The 26,195-nt window shown below is 63.5% G+C and carries 25 protein-coding genes and 2 pseudogenes; 21 read left to right on the top strand and 6 right to left on the bottom strand.

Annotation, left to right across the window (positions count from 1 at the left end; genetic code table 11):
* Positions 1-28: 28 nt before the first annotated feature.
* The 3 genes from ACYG9V_RS05645 to ACYG9V_RS05655 all read right to left on the bottom strand — a co-directional run bounded on the left by ACYG9V_RS05645 (position 29) and on the right by ACYG9V_RS05655 (position 2,767).
* Positions 29-1,246, bottom strand: coding sequence for an NAD(P)/FAD-dependent oxidoreductase (locus tag ACYG9V_RS05645; RefSeq protein WP_023819885.1), 1,218 nt, complete (start codon positions 1,244-1,246; stop codon positions 29-31).
* Positions 1,247-1,262: 16 nt separating this feature from the next.
* Positions 1,263-1,577: a MocE family 2Fe-2S type ferredoxin gene (locus ACYG9V_RS05650; RefSeq protein WP_352671947.1), complete on the bottom strand. Its 315-nt coding sequence runs from the start codon at positions 1,575-1,577 to the stop codon at positions 1,263-1,265.
* An 86-nt stretch (positions 1,578-1,663) separates the two neighbouring features.
* Positions 1,664-2,767: a fatty acid desaturase family protein gene (locus ACYG9V_RS05655; RefSeq protein WP_352765597.1), complete on the bottom strand. Its 1,104-nt coding sequence runs from the start codon at positions 2,765-2,767 to the stop codon at positions 1,664-1,666.
* Between the two features lie 174 nt (positions 2,768-2,941).
* On the opposite strand from ACYG9V_RS05655, the gene ACYG9V_RS05660 reads away from it, so the two are divergent.
* The 11 genes and pseudogenes from ACYG9V_RS05660 (at position 2,942) to ACYG9V_RS05710 (ending at position 12,488) form a co-directional block, all read left to right on the top strand.
* Complete coding sequence (locus ACYG9V_RS05660) at positions 2,942-3,973, top strand: LacI family DNA-binding transcriptional regulator (RefSeq protein WP_352765596.1); 1,032 nt, start codon at positions 2,942-2,944, stop codon at positions 3,971-3,973.
* Between the two features lie 372 nt (positions 3,974-4,345).
* Positions 4,346-5,287, top strand: coding sequence for a sugar ABC transporter substrate-binding protein (locus ACYG9V_RS05665; protein WP_023684065.1), 942 nt, complete (start codon positions 4,346-4,348; stop codon positions 5,285-5,287).
* 165 nt (positions 5,288-5,452) lie between these two features.
* Positions 5,453-6,529, top strand: a complete 1,077-nt coding sequence (locus tag ACYG9V_RS05670) for an ABC transporter permease (RefSeq protein WP_352459972.1) — start codon at positions 5,453-5,455, stop codon at positions 6,527-6,529.
* Between the two features lie 2 nt (positions 6,530-6,531).
* Positions 6,532-7,314: an ATP-binding cassette domain-containing protein gene (locus ACYG9V_RS05675; RefSeq protein WP_027049093.1), complete on the top strand. Its 783-nt coding sequence runs from the start codon at positions 6,532-6,534 to the stop codon at positions 7,312-7,314.
* A 113-nt stretch (positions 7,315-7,427) separates the two neighbouring features.
* Complete coding sequence (gene iolG, locus ACYG9V_RS05680) at positions 7,428-8,423, top strand: inositol 2-dehydrogenase (RefSeq protein ID WP_023703752.1); 996 nt, start codon at positions 7,428-7,430, stop codon at positions 8,421-8,423.
* Positions 8,424-8,453: 30 nt separating this feature from the next.
* Positions 8,454-9,248, top strand: coding sequence for an SDR family oxidoreductase (locus tag ACYG9V_RS05685; RefSeq protein WP_023703751.1), 795 nt, complete (start codon positions 8,454-8,456; stop codon positions 9,246-9,248).
* Positions 9,249-9,335: 87 nt separating this feature from the next.
* A pseudogene (locus tag ACYG9V_RS05690) lies at positions 9,336-9,575 on the top strand (type II toxin-antitoxin system Phd/YefM family antitoxin); the annotation flags it as partial.
* A complete protein-coding gene (locus tag ACYG9V_RS05695; RefSeq protein WP_023703750.1) occupies positions 9,572-9,994 on the top strand; it encodes a type II toxin-antitoxin system VapC family toxin in 423 nt (140 codons plus the stop codon). The pseudogene ACYG9V_RS05690 and the gene ACYG9V_RS05695, both read left to right, overlap by 4 nt.
* A 474-nt stretch (positions 9,995-10,468) precedes the next feature.
* Positions 10,469-11,560, top strand: coding sequence for a 3-deoxy-7-phosphoheptulonate synthase (locus ACYG9V_RS05700; RefSeq protein WP_023695981.1), 1,092 nt, complete (start codon positions 10,469-10,471; stop codon positions 11,558-11,560).
* A 75-nt stretch (positions 11,561-11,635) separates the two neighbouring features.
* On the top strand, positions 11,636-11,995 hold the full coding sequence (locus tag ACYG9V_RS05705; RefSeq protein ID WP_023672338.1) for an ArsR/SmtB family transcription factor: 360 nt from the start codon (positions 11,636-11,638) through the stop codon (positions 11,993-11,995).
* Positions 11,973-12,488: an SRPBCC domain-containing protein gene (locus ACYG9V_RS05710; protein ID WP_023732716.1), complete on the top strand. Its 516-nt coding sequence runs from the start codon at positions 11,973-11,975 to the stop codon at positions 12,486-12,488. The genes ACYG9V_RS05705 and ACYG9V_RS05710 overlap by 23 nt, the downstream gene beginning before the upstream one ends.
* Before the next feature lie 113 nt (positions 12,489-12,601).
* Here the strand turns inward: ACYG9V_RS05710 and ACYG9V_RS05715 are convergent.
* Positions 12,602-13,235 (bottom strand): annotated as a pseudogene (locus tag ACYG9V_RS05715) (LysE family translocator).
* 126 nt (positions 13,236-13,361) lie between these two features.
* Here ACYG9V_RS05715 and ACYG9V_RS05720 point away from each other — a divergent pair.
* On the top strand, positions 13,362-14,060 hold the full coding sequence (locus tag ACYG9V_RS05720) for a helix-turn-helix transcriptional regulator (protein ID WP_023672341.1): 699 nt from the start codon (positions 13,362-13,364) through the stop codon (positions 14,058-14,060).
* Between the two features lie 8 nt (positions 14,061-14,068).
* On the opposite strand, the gene ACYG9V_RS05725 is transcribed toward ACYG9V_RS05720, so the two are convergent.
* Positions 14,069-15,178: a Gfo/Idh/MocA family protein gene (locus tag ACYG9V_RS05725; RefSeq protein WP_023748282.1), complete on the bottom strand. Its 1,110-nt coding sequence runs from the start codon at positions 15,176-15,178 to the stop codon at positions 14,069-14,071.
* Positions 15,179-15,391: 213 nt separating this feature from the next.
* On the opposite strand from ACYG9V_RS05725, the gene ACYG9V_RS05730 reads away from it, so the two are divergent.
* From ACYG9V_RS05730 to phnN, 9 genes are all read left to right on the top strand, one after another.
* The gene (locus ACYG9V_RS05730; RefSeq protein WP_352765594.1) at positions 15,392-16,237 is read left to right on the top strand and encodes a MurR/RpiR family transcriptional regulator; all 846 of its coding nucleotides are present in this window, start codon (positions 15,392-15,394) and stop codon (positions 16,235-16,237) included.
* A gap of 152 nt (positions 16,238-16,389) precedes the next feature.
* The gene (locus tag ACYG9V_RS05735; RefSeq protein WP_352765592.1) at positions 16,390-18,324 is read left to right on the top strand and encodes a bifunctional 5-dehydro-2-deoxygluconokinase/5-dehydro-2-deoxyphosphogluconate aldolase; all 1,935 of its coding nucleotides are present in this window, start codon (positions 16,390-16,392) and stop codon (positions 18,322-18,324) included.
* 33 nt (positions 18,325-18,357) lie between these two features.
* Positions 18,358-20,208: a 3D-(3,5/4)-trihydroxycyclohexane-1,2-dione acylhydrolase (decyclizing) gene (gene iolD / locus ACYG9V_RS05740; RefSeq protein ID WP_352765590.1), complete on the top strand. Its 1,851-nt coding sequence runs from the start codon at positions 18,358-18,360 to the stop codon at positions 20,206-20,208.
* A gap of 141 nt (positions 20,209-20,349) precedes the next feature.
* Complete coding sequence (gene iolE / locus ACYG9V_RS05745) at positions 20,350-21,267, top strand: myo-inosose-2 dehydratase (protein WP_352765588.1); 918 nt, start codon at positions 20,350-20,352, stop codon at positions 21,265-21,267.
* 9 nt (positions 21,268-21,276) lie between these two features.
* Positions 21,277-21,525, top strand: coding sequence for a DUF3329 domain-containing protein (locus tag ACYG9V_RS05750; RefSeq protein WP_352765586.1), 249 nt, complete (start codon positions 21,277-21,279; stop codon positions 21,523-21,525).
* Between the two features lie 179 nt (positions 21,526-21,704).
* Positions 21,705-22,517 carry a 5-deoxy-glucuronate isomerase gene (iolB, locus tag ACYG9V_RS05755; RefSeq protein ID WP_352765584.1) on the top strand — a complete coding sequence of 271 codons (813 nt, stop codon included), beginning with the start codon at positions 21,705-21,707 and terminating at the stop codon, positions 22,515-22,517.
* A gap of 151 nt (positions 22,518-22,668) precedes the next feature.
* A complete protein-coding gene (locus ACYG9V_RS05760; RefSeq protein WP_023744938.1) occupies positions 22,669-23,376 on the top strand; it encodes a DUF1045 domain-containing protein in 708 nt (235 codons plus the stop codon).
* Positions 23,377-23,411: 35 nt separating this feature from the next.
* A complete protein-coding gene (locus ACYG9V_RS05765; protein WP_352765582.1) occupies positions 23,412-24,566 on the top strand; it encodes an alpha-D-ribose 1-methylphosphonate 5-triphosphate diphosphatase in 1,155 nt (384 codons plus the stop codon).
* Positions 24,563-25,192, top strand: coding sequence for a phosphonate metabolism protein/1,5-bisphosphokinase (PRPP-forming) PhnN (phnN, locus tag ACYG9V_RS05770; protein ID WP_352765612.1), 630 nt, complete (start codon positions 24,563-24,565; stop codon positions 25,190-25,192). The genes ACYG9V_RS05765 and phnN overlap by 4 nt, the downstream gene beginning before the upstream one ends.
* Positions 25,193-25,194: 2 nt before the next feature.
* On the opposite strand, the gene ACYG9V_RS05775 is transcribed toward phnN, so the two are convergent.
* Positions 25,195-26,181, bottom strand: coding sequence for an ABC transporter permease (locus ACYG9V_RS05775; RefSeq protein ID WP_023684050.1), 987 nt, complete (start codon positions 26,179-26,181; stop codon positions 25,195-25,197).
* Between the last annotated feature and the right edge of the window lie 14 nt (positions 26,182-26,195).

Raw genomic sequence — 26,195 nt, forward strand, 5'->3', positions numbered from 1 at the left:
CCCCACAAGGGGAGGGTAAGTCAGTCCTTCACGCTGCCAGCAACGACTTCAGCTTCACATCCGGCGACCCCAACGCCTCCGGCGCCGGCCTAGCCCGCTTGGCGATCAGCATCTCGGCCAGCCTGATGTCGCGCGCCACGGCATTGCCCGTACCGAGGCCGCTCGCCGCCACCAGCCTGCCATCCTCGGCCAGATGAAACAGAATAAAAGCACCGTCGCCGAGATCGCGGCGGACCGTGCTTTTGCCCTCGTCCGAAAGGCCGGCGACCTGCAGCGACAAACCATACTGATCCGACCAGAACCATGGCACCGCGGCATGCGCTTCGCGGGCGCCCAGCATGTTCTTCGCGGCCAGCGCACCCTGTTCCTGCGCATTGCGCCAGGCTTCCAGCCGCACCCGCCGGCCAGCATAGACAGCGAGCGGAAACGAGCAGCAATCGCCGGCGGCGAAGATGTCGGGATCGATTGTTTGGAGTTCGCCATTGACGGCGATGCCGTTATCGACGGTCAGGCCCGCTTCCGCGGCAAGCCCGGTCACCGGCACGGCGCCGATGCCGATGACGGCGAGATCGGCGACGATGTCCTGCCCATCGGCGAGCATGATGTGCACCTCAGCGCCGTCGTCGGCGATATCAGCGATGCCCTGACCGGTGAGCACGGTCACGCCTTCGGCCTCATGCGCCTGATGGATGATTTCAGCGATCTCCGCCGGCACCCCGCGCAGGAGGATGCGCGGCTGCGCCTCAATGACCGTGACGCTGGCCCCGAGCTTGCGCGCCGAAGCGGCGAGCTCCAGGCCGATAAAGCCACCACCAATGATGGCGATGCGGTTTGCCGGGCTGAGGTGGGCGCGAATGGCCAGCGCGTCGGCAAAGGTGCGGAGGTAGACGCAGCGCGACCCCAATCCCGGCATCGGCAGCTTGCGCGGTGTCGAGCCGGTCGCCAGCAGCAGCTTGTCGTAGGGCAGGGCCGAACCGTCCGACAGCCGCACCATATGCGCCGGGCGGTCGATCGCCACCGCTTGAACGGAATGGATATGCCGGATCGATTTCTCGGCCAGAATTTCGTCGCTGGCGATCGTCTTGATCTCGGCCGCGTCGCTCGTCATTGCGTCCTTGGACAGGGGCGGCCGCTCATAGGGCAGATGGGGTTCGTCACCCACCAGCGTCACCGGCCCGTCATAGCCCAGTTCGCGCAGAGCAAGGGCTGCCCGCCCGCCGCACTCGCCGGCGCCAATGATGACCATTCCCGCCTGCATGGTCCTACCCGATCTGGATCAGCACTTTGCCGGCCTCGACCTTTATCGGATACGTGGCGAGATTGACGCAAACCGGCGCGCCGCGTGCCGCCCCCGTCTTGTAATTGAAGCGGCCATTATGCTTGGGGCACTCGATGATGTCATCCATCACCAGCCCGTCGGCCAGATGCACCTTTTCGTGCGTGCACAGGCCATCGGTGGCGAAGTAGTCGTCATCGGGGCTGCGATAGATGGCGAAGGTGCGGCCGCCATGATCGAAGCGCATCACATCTTCTTCGTCGATGTCGCCGGCAGCACAGGCCTCGACCCAGTCGCTCATTTTTTCTCTCCCAAAGCAATTCCAGGAAAAGTGCGTAGCGGTTTTCCGTCCGGAATTGCGTCAAAACAAACAGTCTAACAGGATCGTCATTCCGCCGCGGCGGCGACGGCGTCGTTGTGGAGTTCCTCGCGATAGGGCCGCGCCGTCGGCGGCAATTCGCGCTTGAGGAAATAGTCCTCGTTGCGCAGCTGGCGCAAAAAGGCCGGGATCATCTCGCGATAGCCGGCCAGGATCGACGGCGTCGGCGCCGGCAGATCGTGCTTGATCAGCGCATGCAGTTTGGGCAGCGCATGATAGGGCACCATCGGGAACATGTGGTGTTCGACGTGATAGTTCATGTTCCAGTAGATGAACCGGCTGACCGGGTTCATGTAGACGGTGCGGCTGTTCAGCCGGTGGTCGACGACATTTTCGGCGAGCCCGCCATGCTGCAGCAGGCCGACCATGACATGATGCCAGGCGCCGTAGAGCCGGGGCAGCCCGACCAGCATCAGCGGCAGCCATGAACCGAAATAAAGCGCCAGCGCGATCGTCACGGCATAGATCGCCGTCCAGATGCGGGCGATGCGAATGGCCTTAGGCTGCTCCTGTTCGGGGATAAAAGTCTTTTCCGCCGCGCTGATATTGCCGGCGGCAATGCGCAGCATGTCCGACATCGCATGCCAGGCATCCAGCACGCCGATAAAGCCAAGCGCGACCCGGAACAGATCCGGCGGCCGCATGACGGAGATTTCCGGGTCGCGGCCGACGATGATGGTGTCGGTGTGGTGGCGGGTGTGGCTCCAGCGCCAGGTCACCGGATTGCGCATGATCATGAAGCAGGCGATCTGGTAAACCGCGTCGTTCATCCACTGGGTGCGGAAGGCGGTGCCATGGCCGCATTCGTGCCAGCGTGAATCGGTGGACGAGCCGTAGAGCACGCCATAGACGAAGAAGAACGGCACGCACCACCAGCTGCCCCAGAACCAGGCGCCGCCGGCGGCACTCAGGATCAGCGCGGCCAGCCAGATCGCGGTGTCGCGGATCGCCGGCCCGTCGGAGCGCTGCATCAGCTCCTTCATCTGCTTGCGCGGAATATCGGTGTGATACCACTCGGCCGCCGCCAGCCCGGTCTCGACGGCGAGCTTGGAATCGCGGCCCATCAGGCTGTAGTCGCGCCGAAACGGTAGTGTGGATAGTGTCGCTTCCATAGGGGCTGCCTCCGTCGGCCACAGCATCCGTCAGGACGGATATGTCCATTACAGGCGCTTGTGTCCGAGCGCAAAATAGCGCCATGCGGTGATAGTCTCAATATCACAAAGATAGTTTCTATCATTTTCCATCAGAACGATGTAAGCAGTTGCAGGCACTCATGCGGGACAGTCATGGCAAAACGGCCAACCATCACCGATCTGGCGCGCATCTCCGGCGTTAGCGTCGCCACTGTCGACAGGGTGCTGAACAACCGGCTGCCGGTGCGCGAGGAAACCGCGCGCCGCGTCTATGAGGCGGCGACCGGCATCGGCTACCACGCCGCCGGGCTGATCAAGCGGCGCATGCGCCAGGAATTGCCGGAATACCGCCTCGGCTTTCTGCTGCTGCGGGGCAATGATGTTTTTTACGGCGATTTCGCGAGGGAGCTAGAAATGGCGGTCTCGCAATCGCAGCGCTTCCGCGGCGTCGCCACCATCGATTTCGCCAGCTCGCTAGCCGCCGACGAGATCGCCGCCCAGATGCGCAAGCTGGCAGCGAAATCCAGAGCAATCGCCGTTGTCGGTCCGGACCATCCGACGCTGACGGCGGTCGTGGAGTCGCTGAAAGCGAGGGGGCAACCTGTCTTCTCGCTGCTGTCCGACTTTGCCGCTGGCATCCGTGAGGGATATGTCGGCCTCGACAATCGCAAGGTCGGTCGCACCGCGGCCTGGATGATCGCCAGGGCGGCAAAGAACCCCGGCAAGGTCGCCCTTTTCGTCGGCAGTCATCGCTTCCACGGTCATGAACTGCGCGAGATCGGATTTCGCTCCTTCTTCCGCGAACATGCGCCGGACTTCACGGTGATGGAAACGCTGGTCAATCTGGAAGCCAACCAGGTCACCCACGATGCGATGATCGATCTCCTGGTGCGGTATCCGGATCTTGCCGGCTGCTATGTCGCCGGCGGCGGCATGGAAGGCGCGGTCTCGGCGCTCCGCGCAGCGAAGCCCGCAAACATGCCGGTGGTCGTCTGCAACGAGATCAGCGCCGAATCGCGCGCGGCACTCGCCGACAACATCCTGACCATGGTGATCTCGACGCCGCTCGCCGCCTTGTGCCGCGAGCTTGTCGACCTGATGGCGCATTCCATCGAGGCCGGCGCCGCCAACGCGCCGGGCCAGACCTTTCTGCCCTTCGACATCTATCTGCCGGAAAATATCTAACGCGTTGCCGCGCCGACCCATTCGGCGCGGGCTCTCCGGCGATGATAGAATCTATCAGATTCTGCCTTCAGACTCGGCCTGGGCCGCTGTCGGCCTTGATTCGACGTGAAATTGCGGCGCGGCGACCGAAAATCCGCTTTCCGACTTAGGAATCGCTCTTGACGTCTCGCGCAAAAATGGAATAAATATTTCATCAGATTGGTATTTTGGTTCTTTCGTTCCGGAACATCTGTTTCAAACTGGGAGCCTGGCGTTCCATCCCTTGGACAAAACGCCATACGGAACAGGAAGGCATCAGGGAGAGATTCCTCGGGCTATCGGGGATTCCGGGTAGATCGGTGCAGCCGGACACCAATGTGGAGGAGAAACACAATGAAGAAACTAATTTTGGGCGTCGCCTTTGCGGCGCTGATGAGTTCGTCCGCTTTTGCCGCCAAGGTCGGCGTGTCGATGGCCAAGTTCGACGACAACTTCCTCACCGTGCTGCGCAACGGCATGATCGAGCAGGCCAAGGGCATGAGCGGCGTGGAACTGCAGGTCGAGGACGCGCAGAACGACGTCGCCAAGCAGCTCGACCAGATCAAGAACTTCGCCGCCTCGGGCGTCGACGCCATCATCGTCAACCCGGTCGACACCTCGGCCACGCAGGCGATGTCGGACGCCGCCGCAGCCGCCAAGATCCCGTTGGTCTATGTCAACCGCCAACCGGTCAATGTCGACACGCTGCCGGACAACCAGGCCTTCGTCGCGTCGAACGAGGCCGATTCCGGCACGCTCGAGACCAAGGAAGTCTGCCGCCTGTTCACCGAGGCCGGCAAGAAGGAAGCCAATGTCTATGTCATCATGGGCGAGCTTTCCAACCAGGCCGCCGTGCAGCGCACCAAGGACATCGAAGAGGTGATCGCCACGCCGGAGTGCAGCTTCATCAAGATCATCGACAAGCAGACTTCGAACTGGAACCGCGACGAAGCGCAGAACCTGATGACCAACTGGCTGTCAACCGGCAAGCCGTTCGACGGCGTCATCGCCAACAATGACGAAAGCGCCATCGGCGCCATCCAGGCGATGAAGGCCGCCAACATCGACATGAAGACGGTTGTCGTCGGTGGGGTCGACGCCACGCAGGACGCGCTTGCCGCCATGCAGGCCGGCGACCTCGATGCGACCGTGTTCCAGGACGCGGCCGGCCAGGGCGCCGGCGCGCTCGACGCGGCACTGAAGCTCGCCAAGGGCGAGAAGGTCGAGCACAAGGTCTACGTGCCCTTCCAGCTGGTTACGCCGGCCAACATCGACAAGTTCCTGAAGAAGAACTGAGCCGGCAACTCACGCGTAAGCAATTCCAGGAAAAAGTGTGAAGCGGTTTTCCGTCCGGAATTGCGACAAACAAACAAACAAGAGAGCGGCGCAACCGCGCCGCTCCCGTTTCCCCCGCCGCCCTGAGGGGCGGAAGGGCAAATGCGGCCTCACGGAGGACAAGACATGTCACAGACATCTCATGGCGTCGGCGGGGTCAGCTATGACGCGAAGAGGCGGACATGGCCGGCCGAATTCAACGTCTTCCTGGCGCTGGTCATTCTGGTCGTCATCTTCGAATTGATCGGCCGCATCTTTCTTGGCGACAGCTTCCTGTTCAACACGCGCGACAACGTCGCCGGGATATTCAATGAGGCCCGCCTGCAGATCATCATCCTGCAGGTGTCGATCGTCGGCATCATCGCCATCGGCGTCACGCAGGTGATCATTTGCGGCGGCATCGACCTGTCCTCGGGCTCGATCGTCGGCGCCACCGCCATGATCGCCATGAGTTTTGCCCAGGTGGCGACGGTCAACGGCAATCCCAACCCCAAGGCGATGTTCCTGGCGCAGGGCTGGACCGACCTGCCGGTCATCGTGCCGGTGCTGGTCGCCATCGCCTGCGGTCTGTTCGCCGGCCTCGTCAATGGCTCCTTGATTGCATACACGCGCATTCCGCCGTTCATTGCCACGCTCGGCATGATGGTGACCGCGCGCGGCATTGCCAAATGGTGGTCCAAGGGTCAGCCGATCTCGTTTCCGACCGAAAGTTTCGCTGGTATCGGCAAGGGGCTGATGCCGGTCATCATCTTCCTGTCGCTGGCGGTGCTGTTCCAGCTGATCATGACCTACACACGCTACGGCAAGCACTGCTACGCCATCGGCTCCAACGAGGATGCCGCGCGCATGTCGGGCATCAAGATCGCCAACCACAAGATCCTCGTCTATGTCATTGCCGGCATCCTCGCCGCGCTGGCCGCCGTCGTGCTCTCCTCCAAGAACCTGACAGCACAGTCCGGCATGGGCGTCATGTACGAGCTCGACGCCATCGCCATGGCGGTCATCGGCGGCGTCTCTTTGTCGGGCGGCCGCGGCTCGATCGTCGGCACCGTGATCGGCTCGCTGATCTTCGGCGTCATCATTTCCGGCTTCACCTTCCTGCGCCTCGACGCCTACTATCAGGAGATGGTCAAGGGCGTGATCATCGTCGGCGCGGTCGTTCTCGACCAATGGCGCCAGCGCATGCGGGCATTGAGGGCTTGACCATGCCAGATATCTCCACGACAGACATCGTCCTGAAGACCGAAAACCTGACCAAGCGTTATGGCGGCGTGCACGCGCTGGAAGGCGCGAATTTCGAGCTGCGCAAGGGCGAGCATGTCGCCATCATGGGCGACAATGGCGCCGGCAAATCGACCTTCGTGCGCCAGATCACCGCCGTCGAGCAACGCACCAGTGGCCAGATCTGGTTCGACGGCAGGGAAGTGAATTTTGCCGGGCCGATCGAAGCGCGCACGGCGGGCATCGAGACCGTGTTCCAGAACCTGGCGCTGGCCGACGATCTCGACGTGCCGTCGAACCTGTTCCTCGGCCGCGAAAAGGTGCTTTTCAATCTCGGGCCGTTCTCGATCCTCGACCGCAAATACATGCGCAAGGCGACCGAGGCGGCGCTGATCCGCACGGCAGTGAAAATCCCCAATTTGTCCAACACCATTCGCCACATGTCGGGCGGCCAGCGCCAGTGCGTTGCGATCGCCCGGACCGCGACCTTCGCCTCCAAGCTGATCATCATGGACGAGCCGACGGCAGCCCTTGGCGTGCAGGAGACGGCGCAGGTCGAGAACATCATCCGCACGCTGAAGGACAATGGCGAGCCGCTGATCCTGATCAGCCACAACATGCGCCAGGTGTTCGACCTGTGCGATCGCATCGTCGTCTTCCGGCGCGGCCGCATCGTCGCCAACCTGCGCAAGGAAAACACCGACGGCAACGACATCGTCTCCTACATCACCGGCGCCAAGACCGGGGAGGCGGAACTCGCGGCCTGAACAGGATGGTCATCCTGTTTTCTGGCGTGCTCGAAAAATTATCTTGCCACCTTTCTCAAAAGGAAGGTGGAGACACAACTCTCTCGAACCCATCCCCCTAGAGGAAATACCCCATGACTGTTCGTTTCGCCCTCCTCGGTGCCGGCCGCATCGGCAAGGTCCATGCCCGCGCCGTCGGCTCCAACCCGCAGGCCAGACTGGTGGCCGTTGCCGACGCTTTTGAAAAGGCCGCGACCGAGTTGGCAACCGCCTATGGCGCCGAAGTGCGCACCATCGACGCGATCGAGAAGGCCAAGGACGTCGACGCCGTGGTCATCTGCACGCCGACCGACACCCATGCCGATCTGATCGAGCGTTTCGCCAAGGCCGGCAAGGCGATCTTCTGCGAGAAGCCGATCGACCTCGACGTCAAGCGCGTCGAGAAATGCCTGGCGGTGGTCGACAAGGCCAAGGCGACGCTGATGGTCGGTTTCAACCGCCGCTTCGATCCGCATTTCGCCGCCGTGCGCAAGGCGATCGACGACGGCGCGATCGGCAAGGTCGAGATGGTCACCATCACCTCGCGCGATCCAGGTGCGCCGCCCGTCGACTACATCAAGCGCTCGGGCGGCATCTTTCGGGACATGACAATCCACGATTTCGACATGGCGCGCTTCCTGCTCGGCGAAGAGGTGGTCGCGGTCAGCGCCCATGCCTCGGTTCTGGTCGACGAGAAGATCGGCGAAGCGGGCGATTTCGACTCTGTCAGCGTCATCCTCGAAACCGCGTCCGGCAAGCAGGCCGTCATCTCCAATTCGCGCCGCGCCACCTATGGCTACGACCAGCGCATCGAGGTGCATGGCTCCAAGGGCATGGTCGCCGCCGAGAACCAGCGGCCGGTGTCGATCGAGGTCGCCAATGAGAAGGGCTATACGCGCCCGCCGCTGCACGACTTCTTCATGACCCGCTATCTCGACGCCTACGCCATCGAGATTGCCGCTTTCATCACTGCTGCAACCTCGGGCAAGAAGGCATCGCCGAGCGGCGCCGACGGCCTCGTGGCGCTGAAGCTGGCCGATGCCGCGCTGAAGTCGGCGACATCAGGCAAGACCGTCCGTCTCGACAAGTAAGAACCGGAACCAAGGCACAGGAGCAGAGCGATGAGCACATCCGCCGATCGCAATTCGAAGACGCGCGCCATCGTCACCGGCGGCGCGCAAGGCATCGGCTTTGCCGTCGCCGAAGCGCTGGCCGACGAGGGCTGCAAAGCGCTGGCGCTCATCGGCCGCTCGCAGGAGAAGGGCGACAAGGCGGTCGCCCACTTCAAGAAGGCCGGCGTCGATGCGATCTTCATCAGCGCCGACGTCTCGAAAGTGGCGGACTGCAAGCGCGCGGTGGCAACCGCGATCTCGCATTTCGACACCATCAACGCGCTGGTCAACGCCGCCGCCACGTCCGCGCGTGGTTCACTTGTCGAAACTTCGGAAGAGGTGTTCGACCAGATTTTCCACACCAATGTGCGTGGTCCCTTCTTCCTGATGCAGGGCGTGGTGGCGCATCTGCTGGACAAGAAGGCGCCGGGCTCGATCGTCAACGTGCTCTCTATGTCGGCGCATTGCGGCCAGTCCTTCCTGGCGCCATATTCCTCGAGCAAGGGTGCGCTGGCGACGCTGACCAAGAACGTCGCCAACGCCTATCGTTTCAACCGCATCCGCTGCAACGCCGTGCTGCCGGGCTGGATGGACACCGAGGGCGAGGACATCGTGCAGAAGAAATGGCACGGTGCCTCCGACGACTGGCTGGCAAAGGCAGAGGCCGGCCAGCCCATGGGCCAACTGGTGAAGCCCGACCAACTGGCGCGGCTGATCAGCTACATGGCCAGCCCGCAATCCGGTGTCATGACCGGCTCGCTGGTTGACTACGACCAGAACGTCGCGGGGACCTCGCCGGAGTAGCCTCAAACCCTGTTGCAGCAACATCGCCATTCCCACATAGTCATGATAGTCAGGCTAGTCACGAGCATGCGATGCTAACGTCATCCCAACTGGACGGTTGCCGGGGCAAAAGCCCGGCTCTCCGAGGTCATCGAGCGCGCACAGTCCTCGCCGCAGACGATCACCAAGAACGGCAAACCAAGCGTGGTTGTCGTCTCGGCCGAGGAATGGCAGCGCAAGATCGCACGCAAGGGTACGCTTGCCGAGTTCCTGCTGGACTCGCCGCTGCGCGGCGCCGATCTCGAGCTTGAACGTCAGCGCGACGAACCGCGTGACCTGCCGCCGTGAGACTGCTGCTCGACACGAATGTCCTGTCCGAGGTGACGAGGCTAGCGCCTGACGCACGTGTCCTGGGCTGGCTGGACGAGCTTGATGAGGACCGCTCCTTCATCAGCGTAGTGTCGATCGCCGAGATCCGGCGCGGCGTCTCTCTGATGGATGAGGGCCGCAAACGCGAGGCGCTGGCCGAATGGCTCGCCCGGGACCTGCCCCAGCGCTTCGAACAGCGGGTTTTGCCGGTGAACGATGCGGTTGCCTTGGCCTGGGGCGACCTGATGGGTCTTGCGAAGCGCCGCGGTCGTGGTCTGTCGTCGATGGACGGCCTGATCGCAGCCACTGCGATTGCGCACGAGCTCACCTTGGCAACGTGCAATACGAAAGATTTCGAAGGCTTTGGGCTTGAACTCTTCGATCCCTGGACGGCATGAGCCGCTCCGCGTTATACGTGTTGGCGATTGGCGAAACCGCCGGCACTTCGTCATCCACGGGCGGAGCAAGGAGCGTAGCGACGCAGCGCAGACCCGAGGATCCATGCCGCGACTTCAGAGCGCTGCTACGGTCCAGAATTCTGCTCCGCCGCACTCCACGGCCCAGGTCACGGAATGGATCCCAGGGTCTCCGCGACGGAGCTTCGCTCCTGCTCCGCCCAGGGATGACGAAATCGCGAGGATTCGGCCCATCCCGAATTGTCTCCGCATACCCCACGTGACAAGCGCCTCGGCATCGACTATATGACGCCTGATGATCAACCTGACCGCCACCTATTGGTACTTTAGCAGCTCGCTGGCGGCGGGAGGATTGCGCTCGATCTGAAGATTGCAGCAACAAGTCCGAACAGCCGCCAGACCTGGCGGCTTTTTTGTATCAGCCGGCAGGTCTCCTAAAAACAGGAGCAGAAAGCCGTGTTGACCACCACAGACGATCTTCGGGTCAAGGAAATCCGAGAATTGAGTACGCCGGACGAGGTGATGCGGGAGATCCCGCGCACGCTGACGGCAACGCGCACCGTGAGCGCATCACGCAACGCCACCCATGCCATCTTGAACGGCACCGACGACCGGCTGCTTGTCATCGTTGGCCCGTGTTCGATCCACGACCCGGTCGCGGCCGTTGACTATGCCAGCCGGCTAGTGGCGCTGCGCGAGACCCTGTCCGACCGGTTGGAGATCGTCATGCGGGTCTATTTCGAAAAGCCGCGCACGACTGTCGGCTGGAAGGGCCTTATCAACGATCCCGATCTCGACGGCAGCTTCAACATCGACAAGGGGCTGCGGATGGCGCGCAACGTGCTGTCGGCGGTCAACAATCTCGGCCTGCCCTCGGCCACCGAATTTCTCGACATGACGACGCCGCAATACATTGCCGACCTCGTCGCCTGGGGCGCCATCGGCGCGCGCACCACCGAGAGCCAGATCCACCGCGAACTGGCTTCCGGCCTGTCCTGCCCGGTCGGCTTCAAGAACGGCACCGACGGCAATCTCAGGATCGCCGCCGAGGCGGTGAAATCCGCCGCCCAGCCGCATCATTTCATGGCGGTGACCAAGGGCGGACGCAGCGGCATTGCGACTACTACCGGCAATGAGGACTGCCACGTCATCCTGCGCGGCGGCGTTCAGCCGAATTACGATGCGGCGAGCGTCGAGGCGGCCTCGGTCGAACTTGCCCGCATCGGCGTCGCCCCCCGTCTGATGATCGATGTCAGCCACGCCAACTCGAGCAAGAAGCCGGAGAACCAGCCGAAGGTGGCGGCCGATGTCGCCGGCCAGGTGGCAGCAGGGGACGAGCGTATCATCGGCGTCATGATCGAGAGCAATCTCGTCGCCGGCCGGCAGGACGTGGTATCAGGCAAGCCGCTCGTCTATGGCCAGAGCATCACAGATGGCTGCATCGACTGGGCGACCACAGAGACTGTGCTGCACGGCCTCGCCGGCGCCGTAGAATGGCGCCGCTCAGCCCGCCGCGCCATGATGGAGAACCGGCCGGGCGCCGCCTGATACGAGGCGACGCGCGGGAAGGACGCTGCGGCTCCCCTTGCACCCCGGCAACCGGTCTGCTAAATACTGAACCGTATGGTTCAGTATACCGACTTGGATTCCTCGTTCGCCGCGCTCTCGGACGCCACCCGGCGTGGCGTTCTGGAGCAGCTCGGACGCGCAGACGCTTCGATCACCGAGCTTGCCGGAAAATTCCACATGACCCTCACGGGCATGAAGAAGCACGTCGGCGTCCTGGAGCAGGCGGGGCTCGTCACCACGCAGAAGGTTGGCCGCGTGCGGACCTGCAAGCTCGGCCTGCGCGGACTGGAGGAAGAGGCGGCCTGGATCGAGCGGCACCGCCTGCTCTGGGACGCACGCTTCAACGAGTTGGACAAGGTTGTCGAGGAATTGAAACGGAAGGAGAAAGCCGATGCGCCAAAGAACCGAGAGTGAGCCCACGAACAACCGCACGACGGTCGAACGGAAGTCCGAGCGCGAGCTGGTCGTCACGCGAACAGTCAACGGTCCGGCGCGCATCGTGTTCGAGGCTTGGACGAAGCCCGAGCTGTTCAAGCAGTGGTGGGTGCCGAAGTCGATGGGCATGTTCCTGCGTTCATGTGAGATGGATGCTCGTACCGGAGGCACGTACCGCCTGGTGTTCGGCCACGACGCCTCGGACCTTCACGAATTCTTCGGCAGGTATATCGAAGTGACACCGCACTCACGCCTCGTCTGGACCAATGAGGAAGGTGGTGACGGTGGACCCGTCACCACGCTGACCTTCGAGGAAAAGGGTGGCAAGACGCTGCTGGTCATGCACGAACTCTATCCCTCGAAGGAGGCTCTCGACGCGGCCGGTACCGGGGCGGCGGATGCGATGGGCGAGACGTTCGAGCAACTGGACGAGCTTCTCGTCGTCTTGGGCGCGAACGTGGGACGGTCATGACGTCGTCGATCTCGGGGACGCGGTTGCTGCCGCCCTCGACGACAAAGACCGGGATAGTGATCCGCAAGCGCAGCGCCGAGACGAAGAAACGCGGCGTCATCGCTTGATCGGGATCACGCCATCCTCAGCCCCTCCCAAGCCGTGAACACCGAGACCGCAAACAGCAGCAGTCCGGCCGCGCGGCCCGCAAAAGCGGTCGCCCGGGTTGGCCACCAGCAGATTGCGGCTGCGGCCGGCGGTGATGGCGAGCCCGCCATAGATCGCGGCCTGAGTCGCCACCGTCAGCAGGCCCATGACCGTCGCCTGCATCCAGATCGGGCCGTAATCCGGCTTCAGGAACTGCGGATAGACGGCAAATATGAAGAGATAGGCCTTCGGGTTGATCAGGCAGGTCACCAGTCCCTGGCGAAAGGCCTTCCAGGCCGTGCGGCTGCCGACGAGCCCGTCATGGCCGACGGTGATGGAACTGCGCATCAGCGAAATACCGATGAAGGCCATGTAGGCGGCGCCTGCTATCAGCAGCGGCTTGTACAGGATCGGTACGAAATGCATCAGCAGGCCGACGCCGATGGCGCCGTTCAGCGTGTGCACGATGCCGCCGACCATGATGCCGGCGGTGGCGGCGAGGCCCCGGTCGCGGCCGCCGGTGAGCGCATTGGCAAGCACGAACAGCATGTCCATCCCGGGTACGATGATGATGCCGGACAGCAGGATAAAGAACAGCCAGAGATTTTCCGCGTAGCTCATGTCAGTTGCCTGTCGCTTCCTGCTGGGGTGCCGTTGAGGAATTCGTTGATTTTCAACCCGATAGGCAGTCCAATAAATCACCCCAACTGACGGGGATGTGTCAGTAGCGTTCATCAGGGAGAGGAAATGCGCAAGGCGTCGCGGCTGTTCGAGATTATCCAGATCCTGCGGCTGGCGCGGCAGCCGGTGACGGCAGCCATGATCGCCGGGCAGCTGGAAGTCACGATGCGTTCGATCTATCGCGACATCGCCGCACTGCAGGCAATGCGCGTGCCGATCGAAGGCGGGCGCGGTATCGGCTACATATTGCGGCCCGGCTTCGACCTGCCGCCGCTGATGTTTTCGATCGAGGAGATGGAAGCGATCGTCCTGTCGCTCGCCCTGCTGGAGCGCACGGGAGACAGCGAACTCAAGCAGGCGGCCAAGCGCGTCAGCGCCAAGATCGCCAGCGCCGTGCCGCCGCCGTTGCGCCAGGCGTTCGACGCCAACGCGCTGCATGTCTGGGGGTTCGCAGCACCGGCAATCGGCACCATCGATCTGGCGCTTGTGCGCCGCGCCATCCGCGACGAGGAAAAGCTCGACCTGTCCTATCGCGACGAAATCGGCCGCGCCTCCGAGCGGCTGATCCGTCCGATCGCGCTGATCTACTATTCAGAAACCGCCAACATCGTCGCCTGGTGCGAATTGCGCCAGGCCATCCGCAATTTCCGCAGCGACCGCATCGCGGATTGCCGGGCGACCGGGCTGCGCTTCAAGGGCGAAGGCGATCGCCTGCGGCAGGTCTGGGTCAGTGGCTGGGAGGCGAACGCTGTCGCTGGCGGCTGAAGCGGATCTTACCGCACATCCACCCAGCGCTTTTCCTCGAACGACCTCGCCATCGCGTGCACGGTGCGCTCGATCTCCAGCCCTTCGGCAAATTCGATGACCCGTGCCGGCTTGCCGGCAAGCCGCGTCAGCAATTCGTGGCACTCGATGATCTTGAGGTCGTTGAAACCTAGCCCATGGCCCGGCGCCGGGAGGAAGGCGTCGTAAGGCTTGTGGTGCGGCGCCACCAATATGGTGCGGTAGCCCTGTTCGGTCGGGCGATCGGCGGTGACGTAGAGCTGGATTTCGTTCATCCGCTCCTGGTCGAACAGGATCGATCCCTTGGAGCCGAAAATCTGTATGGCGATGCGGCCCTTGCGGCCCCAGGCCGAGCGGTTGACCAGCAGCGTGCCGGCAATGCCGTTTTCCAGATGCATCAAAACGCTGGCGATGTCGTAGGTCTCCACCGCACGGCGGCCGCCGCTGGCCAGCTTGCGGTCGACATAGGGTTTGGCCATGTCGCAGATGACTTTTGCGACGCGGCCGAACAGCGTCGAGACCAGCGACAGCGGATGCACGGCGAAATCGTCGAGCGCGCCATAGCCGGATGCGGCCTCATGTTTCCAGAAGAACAGCGCTTCCGGATCGGCCATGAAGTCCTCGTCCATCTCGATGCGCAGATGGTTGACCTCGCCGATGATCTTTTCCTCGAGCAGCGCGCCGATGTGGCGGATGGCCGGGCTCTGTATGTAGTTGTAGCCAAGCGCTGCGACCTTGCCGGACTTCTTCGCCGCGGCCGCCATCGCCGCTGCTTCGGCAAAGCTCGGCGCCATCGGCTTCTCGCACCACAGATGCTTGCCGGCTTCGAGAATAGCGATGGCCATCTCCGGATGGAACTGATTGGGCGTGGTCAGCGAGACGATATCGACCTCGGGGTCGTTGACGACGGCACGCCAGTCGCCCGACGCCTTGGCGAAGCCGAACTCACCGGCCTTGCGCTTGGCCAGCTCCTCGTTGACCTCGCCGAGATGGACCAGCTTCGGCTTGGCGACATCGGGAAAGACGGCGCCGACGGCGCTCCACGCAATGGCGTGGCATTTGCCCATGAAACCCGTGCCGATAAGACCAACGCCGACCATTTCTTTCTCCCAATACCTGAAGCGATCGATGGATGAATTAGTCCATTTCTTCTCCGAATGGAATGTCTGCCTCATTTTTTATGGCCTTCTTGCGCAGGCTCGCTATGATGGGGCAGAGAGGACGTCACTTGAGTTAAAGAGAGCATGATGTCGTCCGAAAACCGCTGCACACTTTTCGGCATCATGCTCTAGATGAGCTTGGACGGGGCGACGATGGACGAACGGGTACCTCGCGACTTCGAGACGCTGCGCGCCACGATCCTCGATCGCCGTGAAACCTTGCCCAAGCGCATCGCCCAGATCGCCGCCTACGCGCTCGACAACCCTGATGACATCGCCTTCGGCACCGCCGCCAGCATCGCTGCTTCGGCGGGCGTGCAGCCGTCCACCCTGATCCGCTTTGCCCAGCAACTAGGCTTTGACGGCTTCACCAGCCTGCAGCAGGTGTTTCGCGAGCGGCTGCGCGAGCGCAATTCCTCTTATGACGAACGCCTGCAGGCGCTGCGCGCCAAGGCCGATGCGGGTGCTGGACACCGAGCCATCTTCGACGGCTTCGTCGCCGCCGCCAGCACTTCGCTCAACGATATTTCGCGCTCGCTGGACGAGGCGCATCTGGAAGACGCGATCTCGCTGCTGGCCAAGGCCGAGACCATCTATGTCCTGGCCAAGCGCCGCTCCTACCCGGTGGCGAGCTACATCGCCTATGCCTTGGGCAAGCTGAAGATCCGCAACCAGCTGATCGAATCCGCCGCCGGCCTCAATGCCGAGATGGTCGCCTTCGCCACCCCGGCCGACGCCGTCATCGCCATCAGCTTCTCGCCCTACGCACCGGCCACCATCGAGGAAGCCCGCACCATTTCCGAACAGGGCGTGCCGATCGTCGCCATCACCGACAGTTCGTTTTCGCCACTAGCGCAGTTCGCCAAGGTCTGGTTCGAAGTCGCCGAGGCCGATTTCGCCGGCTTCCGCTCGCTGTCGGCCACCATGGCGCTGGCCATGGCGCTCACCGTCGGCGTCGGCGAGAAGCGGCGCAGCACCGGAAAGAAGCGTAAGGCCTAGGCCGGCGCCCGGCGCTCGAATTCGCGGAGGAATGCTCATTCCATATTGACTATGGATTGGAATTATTATTTCATATTCCCGGCGCCACGCTGCCGCTCGCGCGTGTCCCCCAACTACGTTGCTCAAGACAACAAGACCGACGGGAGGTTCCAATGAGCGAAGCCGTGGACGCCAAACAGGCGACGCTCGATGTCATCACCATCGGTCGCGCTTCCGTCGACCTTTACGGCCAGCAGATCGGCTCGCGGCTGGAGGACATCACCTCCTTTGCCAAATCGGTCGGCGGCTGCCCGGCCAACATCTCGGTTGGCACGGCGAGACTAGGCCTGCGCTCGGCGCTGCTCACCCGCGTCGGCGACGAGCAGATGGGCCGCTTCATCCGCGAGCAGCTGCGGCGCGAAGGCGTCAATGTCGATGGGCTCAAGACCGACCAGGAACGGCTGACGGCCCTGGTGCTGCTTTCGGTCGAGAGCGAAGGCGTCTCGCCAATGATCTTTTATCGCAGCGACTGCGCCGACATGGCGCTCGCCGAAGAAGACATCGATGAAGCCTTCATCGCCTCGGCCCGCTCGATCGTCGTCACCGGCACGCATTTTTCCCGGCCCAACAGCGACGCCGCCCAGCGCAAGGCGATCCGCATCATCAAGGCCAAGGGCGGCAAGGTGGTGTTCGACATCGACTACCGCCCCAACCTCTGGGGGCTCGCCGGCCATGCCGAAGGTTTTGAGCGCTATGTCAAATCCGACCGCGTCTCAGCCCAGCTGAAGACGGTGCTGCCCGATTGCGACCTCATCGTCGGCACCGAGGAAGAGATCATGATCGCCTCGGGCGCCGACGATTGCCTGAGCGCGCTGAAGACGATCCGCGCGCTGTCCAAGGCAACCATCGTACTGAAGCGCGGCGCCATGGGCTGCATCGTCTATGACGGGCCGGTCAGCGACGATCTGGAAGACGGTATCGTCGGCAAGGGCTTTCCGATCGAGATCTATAATGTGCTGGGCGCGGGCGATGCCTTCATGTCCGGTTTCCTGCGCGGCTGGCTGGGTGGCGAAGATCATGCGACAGCGGCGACCTGGGCCAATGCCTGCGGCGCTTTCGCCGTGTCGCGGCTGCTCTGCGCGCCGGAATATCCGACCTTCGAGGAATTGCAGTTCTTCCTCAGGAACGGCAGCAAGCACCTCGCTCTGCGCAAGGACGAGGCGATCAACCACATCCATTGGGCGACGACCCGCCGCCGCGATATCCCCTCGATGATGGCGCTCGCCTGCGACCACCGTGTGCAGCTTGAGGACGTCGCGGCAAAGACCGGCGCCGATCCGGCGCGCATCCGCGATTTCAAGGTGCTGGCGGTCACGGCTGCGGCGAAAGTCGCCGCCGGCCGCGACGGCTATGGCATGCTGATCGACGAGAAGCATGGCCGCGAAGCGATGTTCGAATTCGCCCGCCACCCCTTTGCCTGGCTCGGCCGTCCCGTCGAACTGCCGGGCTCGCGGCCGCTGCGCTTCGAGTTCTCGCAGGACATCGGCTCGCAACTGGTGGAATGGCCGGTCGACCACTGCATCAAATGCCTGTGCTTCTATCACCCCGACGATCCGGCAGCGCTCAAGGAAGAGCAGCAGCAGAAGCTGCGCTCGCTGTTCGAAGCCGCGCGGAAGGTCGGCCGGGAGCTTCTGGTCGAGATCATCGCCGGCAAGCACGGCAAGCTCGACGAAACGACCATCCCGCGCGCCCTGGAAGAACTCTATGCGCTTGGCATCAAGCCGGACTGGTGGAAGCTCGAACCGCAGGCGTCGGCCGGCGCCTGGGCCAAGATCGAAGCGGTGATCCTGAAGCACGATCCCTGGTGTCGTGGCGTCGTGCTGCTGGGTCTCGAAGCGCCGCAGGACGAACTGGAAGCGGCCTTTGCCGCCACCGCCAAGGCGCCGATCGTCAAGGGCTTTGCCGTCGGCCGCACCATCTTCGTCCACGCCGCCGAACAATGGCTGGCGGGCAAGATGACGGATGACGAGGCTATCGCCGACATGGCCGCGCGCTTCGAACAGTTGACCGAAGCGTGGCTTGCCGCGCGTGGCCGTAAAGCAGCATAAAGGCGCGGCAAGAGGACTGCGGAGGAAAACACCATGAGCAAGACAATCCGCCTGACGATGGCGCAGGCGCTGACCCGCTTTCTGAGCAAGCAGATGACCGAGATCGACGGCAGACGAGTGCCCATCTTCGGCGGTGTCTGGGCGATCTTCGGTCACGGCAATGTCGCCGGCATCGGCGAGGCGCTGTACCAGCTGCGCGACGAATTGCCGACCTTCCGCGCCCACAATGAGCAGGCGATGGCGCATGCGGCGATCGCCTATGGCAAGGCCAATTTCCGCCGCCGCTTCATGGCCGCGACCTCTTCGATCGGCCCCGGTGCGCTCAACATGGTTACGGCGGCGGCGCTCGCCCACGTAAACAGGTTGCCCGTCCTGTTTTTGCCGGGCGATGTCTTCGCCAACCGCATCCCCGATCCGGTGCTGCAGCAGGCCGAGGACTTTTCCGACGGCACCGCGACGGTCAATGACTGCTTCCGTCCGGTGTCGCGCTATTTCGACCGCATCACCCGTCCCGAGCAGATCATCCCGGCATTGGCGCGGACCATGCAGGTGCTGACCGATCCGGCGGAATGCGGCCCGGTGACGCTGTCGCTCTGCCAGGACGTGCAGGCCGAGGCCTATGACTATCCCGAGAGCTTTTTCGCCGAGCGCGTCTGGCACCAGCGCCGGCCGCGTCCGGACCGGCATGAATTGGCGGCGGCGGTCACCGCGCTGAAGGGTGCGAAAAAACCGCTGATCATCGCCGGCGGCGGCGTGCTGTATTCGCAGGGTTCGGATGAACTGGCGAAATTCGCCGAGAGCGCCGGCATTCCGGTCTGCGAAACGCAAGGCGGCAAATCCTCGCTGCCCGACACACATCCGCGCAACATGGCGGCGGTCGGCGTCACCGGCACGTCCGCGGCCAACCGGCTGGCGGAAGAAGCCGATGTCGTGCTCGCCATCGGCACCCGGCTGCAGGATTTCACCACCGGCTCATGGGCGCTGTTCAAGAATTCCGGCAAGACCATCATCGGACTCAACGTGCAGCTTTTCGATGCCGGCAAGCATCGTGCGCTGCCGCTGGTCGCCGATGCGGCCGAAGGGCTTGTCGAACTGGGTGCGGCGTTGGGGAGCTGGAAAGCACCGGCGACATGGACCGACAATGCGACCCAAGGCAAGAAGGCATGGCAGGCCGAAGCCTCCAAGGTGACGGCGTCGACCAACGCCGCCTTCCCTTCGGACGCGCAGGTGATCGGCGCCGTGCAGCGCGTGCTGGGGTCCGGCGTGACCTTGCTGAATGCGTCGGGCGGCCTGCCGGGCGAGCTGCACAAGCTCTGGCAGGCAGGCGCGCCCGGCTCGTACCATGGCGAATATGGTTTCTCGACCATGGGTTACGAGATTGCCGGCGGGCTCGGCGCCAAGATGGCCAAGCCCGATCAGGAGATAGTCGTCATGGTCGGCGACGGATCCTACCTGATGATGAATTCGGAGATCGCCACCTCGGTGATGCTCGGATTGAAGCTGATCATCGTGGTGCTCGACAACAGGGGTTATGGCTGCATCAACCGGCTGCAGATGGCCACCGGCGGCGCCAACTTCAACAACCTCCTGAAGGACGCGCGCCACGAGATCTTGCCCGACATCGACTTCGCCGCGCATGCGGCCAGCATGGGCGCTATTGCCGAGAAGGTGCCGTCGATCACCGGCCTGGAGACCGCGCTGCAAAAGTCGAAAACCAACGACCGCACCACCGTGCTGGTCATCGACACCGACCCGCTGATTTCCACTGATGCCGGCGGCCATTGGTGGGATGTCGCGGTGCCGGAAGTCTCCGCACGGCCGCAGGTCAACGCAGCCCGCAAGGCCTATGACGAAAAGCGGCAGATGCAGACAATCGGCGATTGATGTACATGCACCCGCCCCCTACCTCCCCTTGTGGAGGTCGGACCGAAGGTCCGGTGGGGGTCTGGCGCCGCACCCCACCCCGCTGCTTCGCAGCGACCCTCCCCACAAGGGGGAGGGTGAACAAGAAACCGGAGCTAAAACTTGAAAGCCAAACTGGGCATGTCCCCCATTGCGTGGTGGAACGACGATCTTGCCGAACTCAGCGACGACGTCTCGCTGGAAGAGTGCCTGCGCCAGTCGCGCTCGGCAGGTTTCACCGGCATGGAAATGGGCCGGCGTTTTCCAAACGACCCCGAAATCATGCTGCCGATCCTGAAGCAGGCCGACGTGACGCTGTGCGGCGGCTGGTTCTCCGGCACCCTGGTTGATGAGGACATGGGCAAGAACAAGGATCGCATCCAGCCGATGATCGACCTGTTCAAGGCGGTGAATGCGCCTTGCATCGTCTATGGCGAGGTCGGCCGCTCGATCCAGGGCGATCGCTCCAGGCCTCTCGCCACCAAGCCGAAATTGTCGAACGACGAGATGAGGGCCTATGCCAGGCGCCTCACCGAATTCGGCGAATGGTGCGCCGAGCAAGGCATGCCGCTGTCCTATCACCATCACATGGCGGCAGTGGTCGAGACTGAGCCGGAGCTCGATGCCTTCATGCGCCATTCCGGCGAAGGCATTCCGTTGCTGCTCGATGCAGGGCATCTCGCCTTTGCCGGCGGCGACGTGCTGCGCGCCATCGACAACCACCACAAGCGGATCAGCCATGTCCATGTGAAGGATGTGCGCATGGGCGTGATCGACGGGCTCGACCGCACAAAGCAGTCCTTTCTCGACGCCGTGGCGCTCGGTGCCTTCACGGTGCCTGGCGACGGTTCGCTCGATTTCGGCGCCATCGTGCAGCGCTTCGCCGACCATGGCTATGAAGGCTGGTTCGTCGTCGAGGCCGAGCAGGACCCGAAAAAGAACCCGCCGCTGAAGATGGCCCAAGTGGGTTACAAGGAGCTGATGCGGGTGATGACGGCGGCCGGCTACACGGTCGAGACGCAAGGCTTTCCCAATGCGTAAGCCGGTCCGATGAAGGATTACGAGCACCCGTTCTTCCGGCCGCTGTGGCGGCGCGTTGCCGTCGTCGCCGTCTGCGTGATCTGGGCCGGAATAGAATTCGCCTCCGGCACCCCATTCTGGGGCATCATTGCGCTCGGCTTTGCCGCCTACGCCGTCTGGCAGTTCTTCTACCTTTACAAGCCGGTGGAGGAGAGCAAGGCTGCGCCTGGTCGACCGAAGACCGGCGAAGCGAAGGCGGACGCCGAACCGAAGGAATGAAGCGGCCGTGGCTCGGAAGGGCTTGCGGGTCGGACACTCGACACCTGGCGTATCGCCTACGTCGGTGATTGGCCGGAACGTCCCTCGCTTCGTCATCCTAGGGTCTTCGCGACGGAGCTTCGCTCTAGGATGACGAAGTTGAGAGGCCGACCTCGAAGACTTGCGATAGGAGACAAAACATGTCGAAACTGCTCGTCAAAGCCGACAAGGGCCATGGCCGCGTCGCGCATGTCACGCCCAACAGCGCCGGATGGACCTATGTCGGCTTCGACCTGCACCGGCTGAAGCCGGGCGAGACCGCATCCGGCAAGACGCAGGATCGCGAAGTCTGCCTGGTGTTCGTCACCGGCAAGGGCACGGCAAGGGCCGGCGGCCGGGAACTCGGCCTGCTCGGCGAGCGCATGTCGCCCTTCGAGGGCAAGCCGTGGTCGGTCTATATCCCGGAGGGTTCGGACTGGTCGGTCACCGCCGACACCGATCTCGAACTCGCGGTCTGTTCGGCGCCGGGCCTGGGCGGCGGCTTGCCCGTTCGCGTCATCGCACCCGACGACCTCGGCCAGGAGACTCGGGGCAAAGGCACCAACACGCGCTACGTCACCAACATATTGCCCGAGGGCAAGCCCGCCGACTCGCTGCTGGTGGTCGAGGTCATCACGCCCGGCGGCCACACATCGAGCTACCCGCCGCACAAGCACGACCAGGACAATCTGCCTGCCGAATCCTATCTTGAGGAAACCTATTACCACCGCCTCAACCCGCCGCAGGGCTTTGCCTTCCAGCGGGTCTACACCGACGCCGACAAGTCGGGCGCCCGCGAACTGGACGAGGCGATGGCGATCGAGGACGGCGATGTCGTGCTGGTGCCCAAGGGCTATCATCCGTGCGCGGCCTGTCACGGCTACGACCTCTATTACCTTAACGTCATGGCCGGGCCGAAGCGGACGTGGAAGTTCCACAACGCGCCCGAGCACGAGTGGCTGATGAAGGCCTGATCGGCCTTCGCTTGCGGCGGAAGCTGTTGGTCCAGCAGCGAAAAATCGTCGGCTAAGGACCTGCGGGGTCGATTTGCCTTCGAAAACCCGCATAAGCTTCGTCAATCCGTCATGGAAATCACCTATGGCAGCGGGCTGACGAGGATTTTCGATGCGCTACGCCATCTATTTCACCCCGATGCAGGACGAGCCGCTGGCGCGGATCGCCGCCAACTGGCTGGGTCGCGACCCCTTTGGCGCCGCCACCAGGCCGGTCGAGGCGGTGGGCGAGCTGTCGGCGGCCGAAGTCGCCTTTCACACCGCATCGGCGCGGCGCTACGGTTTTCATGCGACGCTGAAAGCGCCCTTCCGGTTGGCCGCCAACGAAACTGAAAGCTCGTTGCGCGCGGCGCTGGACGCCTTTGCCGAAGCAACGCCGACGGTCACCATCCCGCGCCTGGTCGTCAGCCAGATCGATGGTTTCTTCGCTTTGCTGCCGGAAGGCCCGCTGCCGCCGCTCAACCGTTTCGCCGATGATGTCGTGCTTAGCTTCGACCGTTTTCGCGCGCCGCTCACCGAGGCCGAGATCGAGCGGCGCAGCCCGGATTCGCTGAAGCCGGCCGAGTTCCGCAATCTCTGCCAGTGGGGCTATCCCTATGTGTTTGAGACCTTTCGCTTCCACATGACACTGTCCGGCCGGGCCGGGCCGCAGGAAAGCCAACGTCTGCGCGCGGCAATTGACAGCCTGTTCGCCGATGTGCTGCAGCAGCCGGTGCTGGTGGATGCGCTGACGCTGTTCGTCGAAACCGAACCGGGCGCTCCGTTCATGGTGCTTTCGCATCATGCGCTCGGCCGCCGCGCTGCCCGAAAAACCGCCTGACCGCAATTCGTCCGAGTAACCAGGGACCGCCTGAAATGACCGCCGAAACTGTTCTCCACAACGCCCGCATCGTGCTTGCCGACGAGATCGTCGAAGGGTCGCTCGTGCTGCGCGACGGTTTTATCTCCGGCGTCGACGCCGGCACCGGCCACACCGGCGGGAGCATGGGCGGCGAGGACATGGGCGGCGACTACATCATTCCCGGCCTGGTCGAGCTGCACACTGACCATCTCGAAGGCCACTATGCGCCGCGCCCGAAAGTGCGCTGGAACCCGATCGCCGCCGTCCTTGCCCATGACGCGCAGGTGGCCACCGCCGGCATCACCACCGTGCTCGACGCTTTGCGTGTCGGCATGGACGAGGACGCGGATATTACCTCCGACGACATCCGCAAGCTCGCCGGCGCGATCGAGGACAGCGTCGCGAAAGACCGGTTGCGGGCCGACCATTTCCTGCACCTGCGCTGCGAGGTCTCGGCGCCGGATTGCTTGCGGGCTTTCGCCAATTTCGATGGCGACGAGCGGGTCAAGCTGGCCTCGCTGATGGACCATGCGCCGGGACAGCGTCAGTTCGTCAATCTCGAGACCTACGCCCATTACTATCAGCGCAAGCTGAAATTGACCGATCGCGACTTCCAATTGTTCTGCGAAAAGCGGATGTCGGAATCGGCGAAGAATTCGGGACCGAACCGGGTGGCGATATCAGCCGCCTGCAAAGAGCGGGGCATTGTGCTGGCGAGCCATGACGACGCCACATCGGGCCATGTCGACGAAGCGATCGAGCAGGGCGTGCGCGTCGCGGAATTCCCGACCACGCTGGAAGCCGCCAAGGCCTCGAAGGATGCCGGGCTCGGCGTACTGATGGGCGCGCCCAACGTCATGCGCGGCTCCTCGCATTCGGGCAATGTCTCGGCCCGCACGCTGGCCGGCGACGGCCTGCTCGACATATTGTCGTCCGACTATATCCCTTTCAGCCTGATCCAGTCGGCCTTCTTCCTCGGCGACGTCGTCGAGGGCATCTCCTTGCCGCAGGCGGTCGCGATGGTGTCGAAGAACCCGGCCGAGGCCATCGGCCTCAACGACCGCGGCGTCATCGAACAGGGCCGCCGCGCCGACCTCGTGCGGGTGCGCGTCGACGACCATGTGCCGGTCGTGCGCACCGTCTGGCGCCAAGGGCGGCGGGTCGCCTGATGGTCTCGGCGTCGATCGAGCGCGAACTGACCAGCGAGGCCTTTCCGGTCCGCAACGGCGTCTTCGTCGCCGTCGTCGGCCCGAGTGGCGCCGGCAAGGATACGGTAATCGGTTATGCCCGCACCTTGTTTGCCGACGAGACGAGGCTGGAGTTCGTCCGCCGCGTCATCACCAGGCCGAGCGATGCGGCAAGCGAGGATCACGACACGCTGGCTGACGCGGCCTTTGCCGAGGCCCAGGCCGACGGCGCTTTCGCCATTTCCTGGGAGGCGCACGGCCTGCGCTACGGCATTCCGGCCGATGTCGACTGGTCCATCGCCAATGGCCATGTCGCGGTGGCCAATGTCTCGCGCGCAGTCATCCCGGTGCTGCGGGAGCGCTATGCCAATCTGGCTGTCGTCGAGATCACCGCCTCGCCGGAAATCCTCGCCGAGCGTCTCGCCCAGCGCGGCCGCGAATCGCGCGGCGAAGTGCTGGCTCGGCTCGCCCGCAGCGCCAATATCGCTTTGTCCGGCTCCGGCGTCACCTCGATCGACAATGGCGGCCGGCGCGAAGCCGCCGGAGAACGCTTCGCCGAGGTGCTGCGCAAGGCGATGGCCTTCTCGGATATCTCCGGCGTGATGTAGCGCTACTCGGCCGCGACAGTCTTGCGGCTGGCATCGAGCATCAGCCGCCTTGCGCGGAACACGCCCCATTGCTGGTCGACCAGCACGCCGATCAGGATCACGCCGCCCATCACCGCGAAGTTGAGCGAGGACGGGATGCCGAGCAGATTGACCAGGTTCTGCAACTCCTGCAGCAGCACGGTGCCCAGGATGACGCCAACCAGCGAGCCTTCGCCGCCGCGCAGCGAGAAGCCGCCGAGCACGGCGGCGGCAATGGCGTAGAGTTCGTAGAACTGGCCGTGGCTGGCCGGCGAGATCGAGCGCGTGTACATGGCGAAATAGATCGCCGACAGCGCCGTCAGAACGCCGCAGATGACATAGGCGGCCATCACGACGCGGCCGGTGCGGATGCCCGAATATTTAGCCGCCTCTTCGTTCTTGCCGATGGCATAGAGGTAGCGTCCGAACACCGAGCGGTGCAGCACCACCCACATGACGATCGAAATGACGATCAGTGCTATGAAGCTGTTGGGCACGCCATAGCTGCGGCCCGCGGTGAGGAATTCGAGCTCGGGAAAATTCTGGCCGAAGGCGAAGCCGGCGGTGCCGTCGGCGGTATAGAAACGGGCGACCCCGCGATAGATCAAAAGGCCGCACAGCGTCACCACGAAGGGCTGCAATTTCAGCCTTGTGATCAGCCAGCCATGCGCCAGCCCGATGATGCCGCCCAGCACCAGGATCAGCGGCAGCGCCACCGGCCATGGCATGTCGCGCACGGCGATGAAATCGATGAACAGCGTGCCGAGCAGCGCCACCAGCGATCCCACCGACAATTCGATGCCGCCGGTGATGATGACGAAGGCCTGGCCGATGGCGAGAATCCCGAACAGGCCGATCAGGTTCGAGGTGTTGGCGAGGTTGATCGGCAGCAGGAAGCGCGGGTTGATGGCGGTCACCACGGCGCCGACCACGAGGATCAGGATCAGCAGGCCGAGATCTTTTTTGCTCATCGTCTTCTCCCCAA

Source organism: Mesorhizobium sp. W016 (genome assembly GCF_054719485.1).

Bases quoted from the DNA above. Each gene is read 5' to 3' on its own strand.
- ACYG9V_RS05645 (WP_023819885.1), bottom strand. From the start codon at position 1,246: ATGGTCATCATTGGCGCCGGCGAGTGCGGCGGGCGGGCAGCCCTTGCT.
- ACYG9V_RS05650 (WP_352671947.1), bottom strand. From the start codon at position 1,577: ATGAGCGACTGGGTCGAGGCCTGTGCTGCCGGCGACATCGACGAAGAA.
- ACYG9V_RS05655 (WP_352765597.1), bottom strand. From the start codon at position 2,767: ATGGAAGCGACACTATCCACACTACCGTTTCGGCGCGACTACAGCCTG.
- ACYG9V_RS05660 (WP_352765596.1), top strand. From the start codon at position 2,942: ATGGCAAAACGGCCAACCATCACCGATCTGGCGCGCATCTCCGGCGTT.
- ACYG9V_RS05665 (WP_023684065.1), top strand. From the start codon at position 4,346: ATGAAGAAACTAATTTTGGGCGTCGCCTTTGCGGCGCTGATGAGTTCG.
- ACYG9V_RS05670 (WP_352459972.1), top strand. From the start codon at position 5,453: ATGTCACAGACATCTCATGGCGTCGGCGGGGTCAGCTATGACGCGAAG.
- ACYG9V_RS05675 (WP_027049093.1), top strand. From the start codon at position 6,532: ATGCCAGATATCTCCACGACAGACATCGTCCTGAAGACCGAAAACCTG.
- iolG (WP_023703752.1), top strand. From the start codon at position 7,428: ATGACTGTTCGTTTCGCCCTCCTCGGTGCCGGCCGCATCGGCAAGGTC.
- ACYG9V_RS05685 (WP_023703751.1), top strand. From the start codon at position 8,454: ATGAGCACATCCGCCGATCGCAATTCGAAGACGCGCGCCATCGTCACC.
- ACYG9V_RS05705 (WP_023672338.1), top strand. From the start codon at position 11,636: ATGGTTCAGTATACCGACTTGGATTCCTCGTTCGCCGCGCTCTCGGAC.
- ACYG9V_RS05710 (WP_023732716.1), top strand. From the start codon at position 11,973: ATGCGCCAAAGAACCGAGAGTGAGCCCACGAACAACCGCACGACGGTC.
- ACYG9V_RS05720 (WP_023672341.1), top strand. From the start codon at position 13,362: ATGCGCAAGGCGTCGCGGCTGTTCGAGATTATCCAGATCCTGCGGCTG.
- ACYG9V_RS05725 (WP_023748282.1), bottom strand. From the start codon at position 15,178: ATGGTCGGCGTTGGTCTTATCGGCACGGGTTTCATGGGCAAATGCCAC.
- ACYG9V_RS05730 (WP_352765594.1), top strand. From the start codon at position 15,392: ATGGACGAACGGGTACCTCGCGACTTCGAGACGCTGCGCGCCACGATC.
- ACYG9V_RS05735 (WP_352765592.1), top strand. From the start codon at position 16,390: ATGAGCGAAGCCGTGGACGCCAAACAGGCGACGCTCGATGTCATCACC.
- iolD (WP_352765590.1), top strand. From the start codon at position 18,358: ATGAGCAAGACAATCCGCCTGACGATGGCGCAGGCGCTGACCCGCTTT.
- ACYG9V_RS05750 (WP_352765586.1), top strand. From the start codon at position 21,277: ATGAAGGATTACGAGCACCCGTTCTTCCGGCCGCTGTGGCGGCGCGTT.
- iolB (WP_352765584.1), top strand. From the start codon at position 21,705: ATGTCGAAACTGCTCGTCAAAGCCGACAAGGGCCATGGCCGCGTCGCG.
- ACYG9V_RS05760 (WP_023744938.1), top strand. From the start codon at position 22,669: ATGCGCTACGCCATCTATTTCACCCCGATGCAGGACGAGCCGCTGGCG.
- ACYG9V_RS05765 (WP_352765582.1), top strand. From the start codon at position 23,412: ATGACCGCCGAAACTGTTCTCCACAACGCCCGCATCGTGCTTGCCGAC.
- ACYG9V_RS05775 (WP_023684050.1), bottom strand. From the start codon at position 26,181: ATGAGCAAAAAAGATCTCGGCCTGCTGATCCTGATCCTCGTGGTCGGC.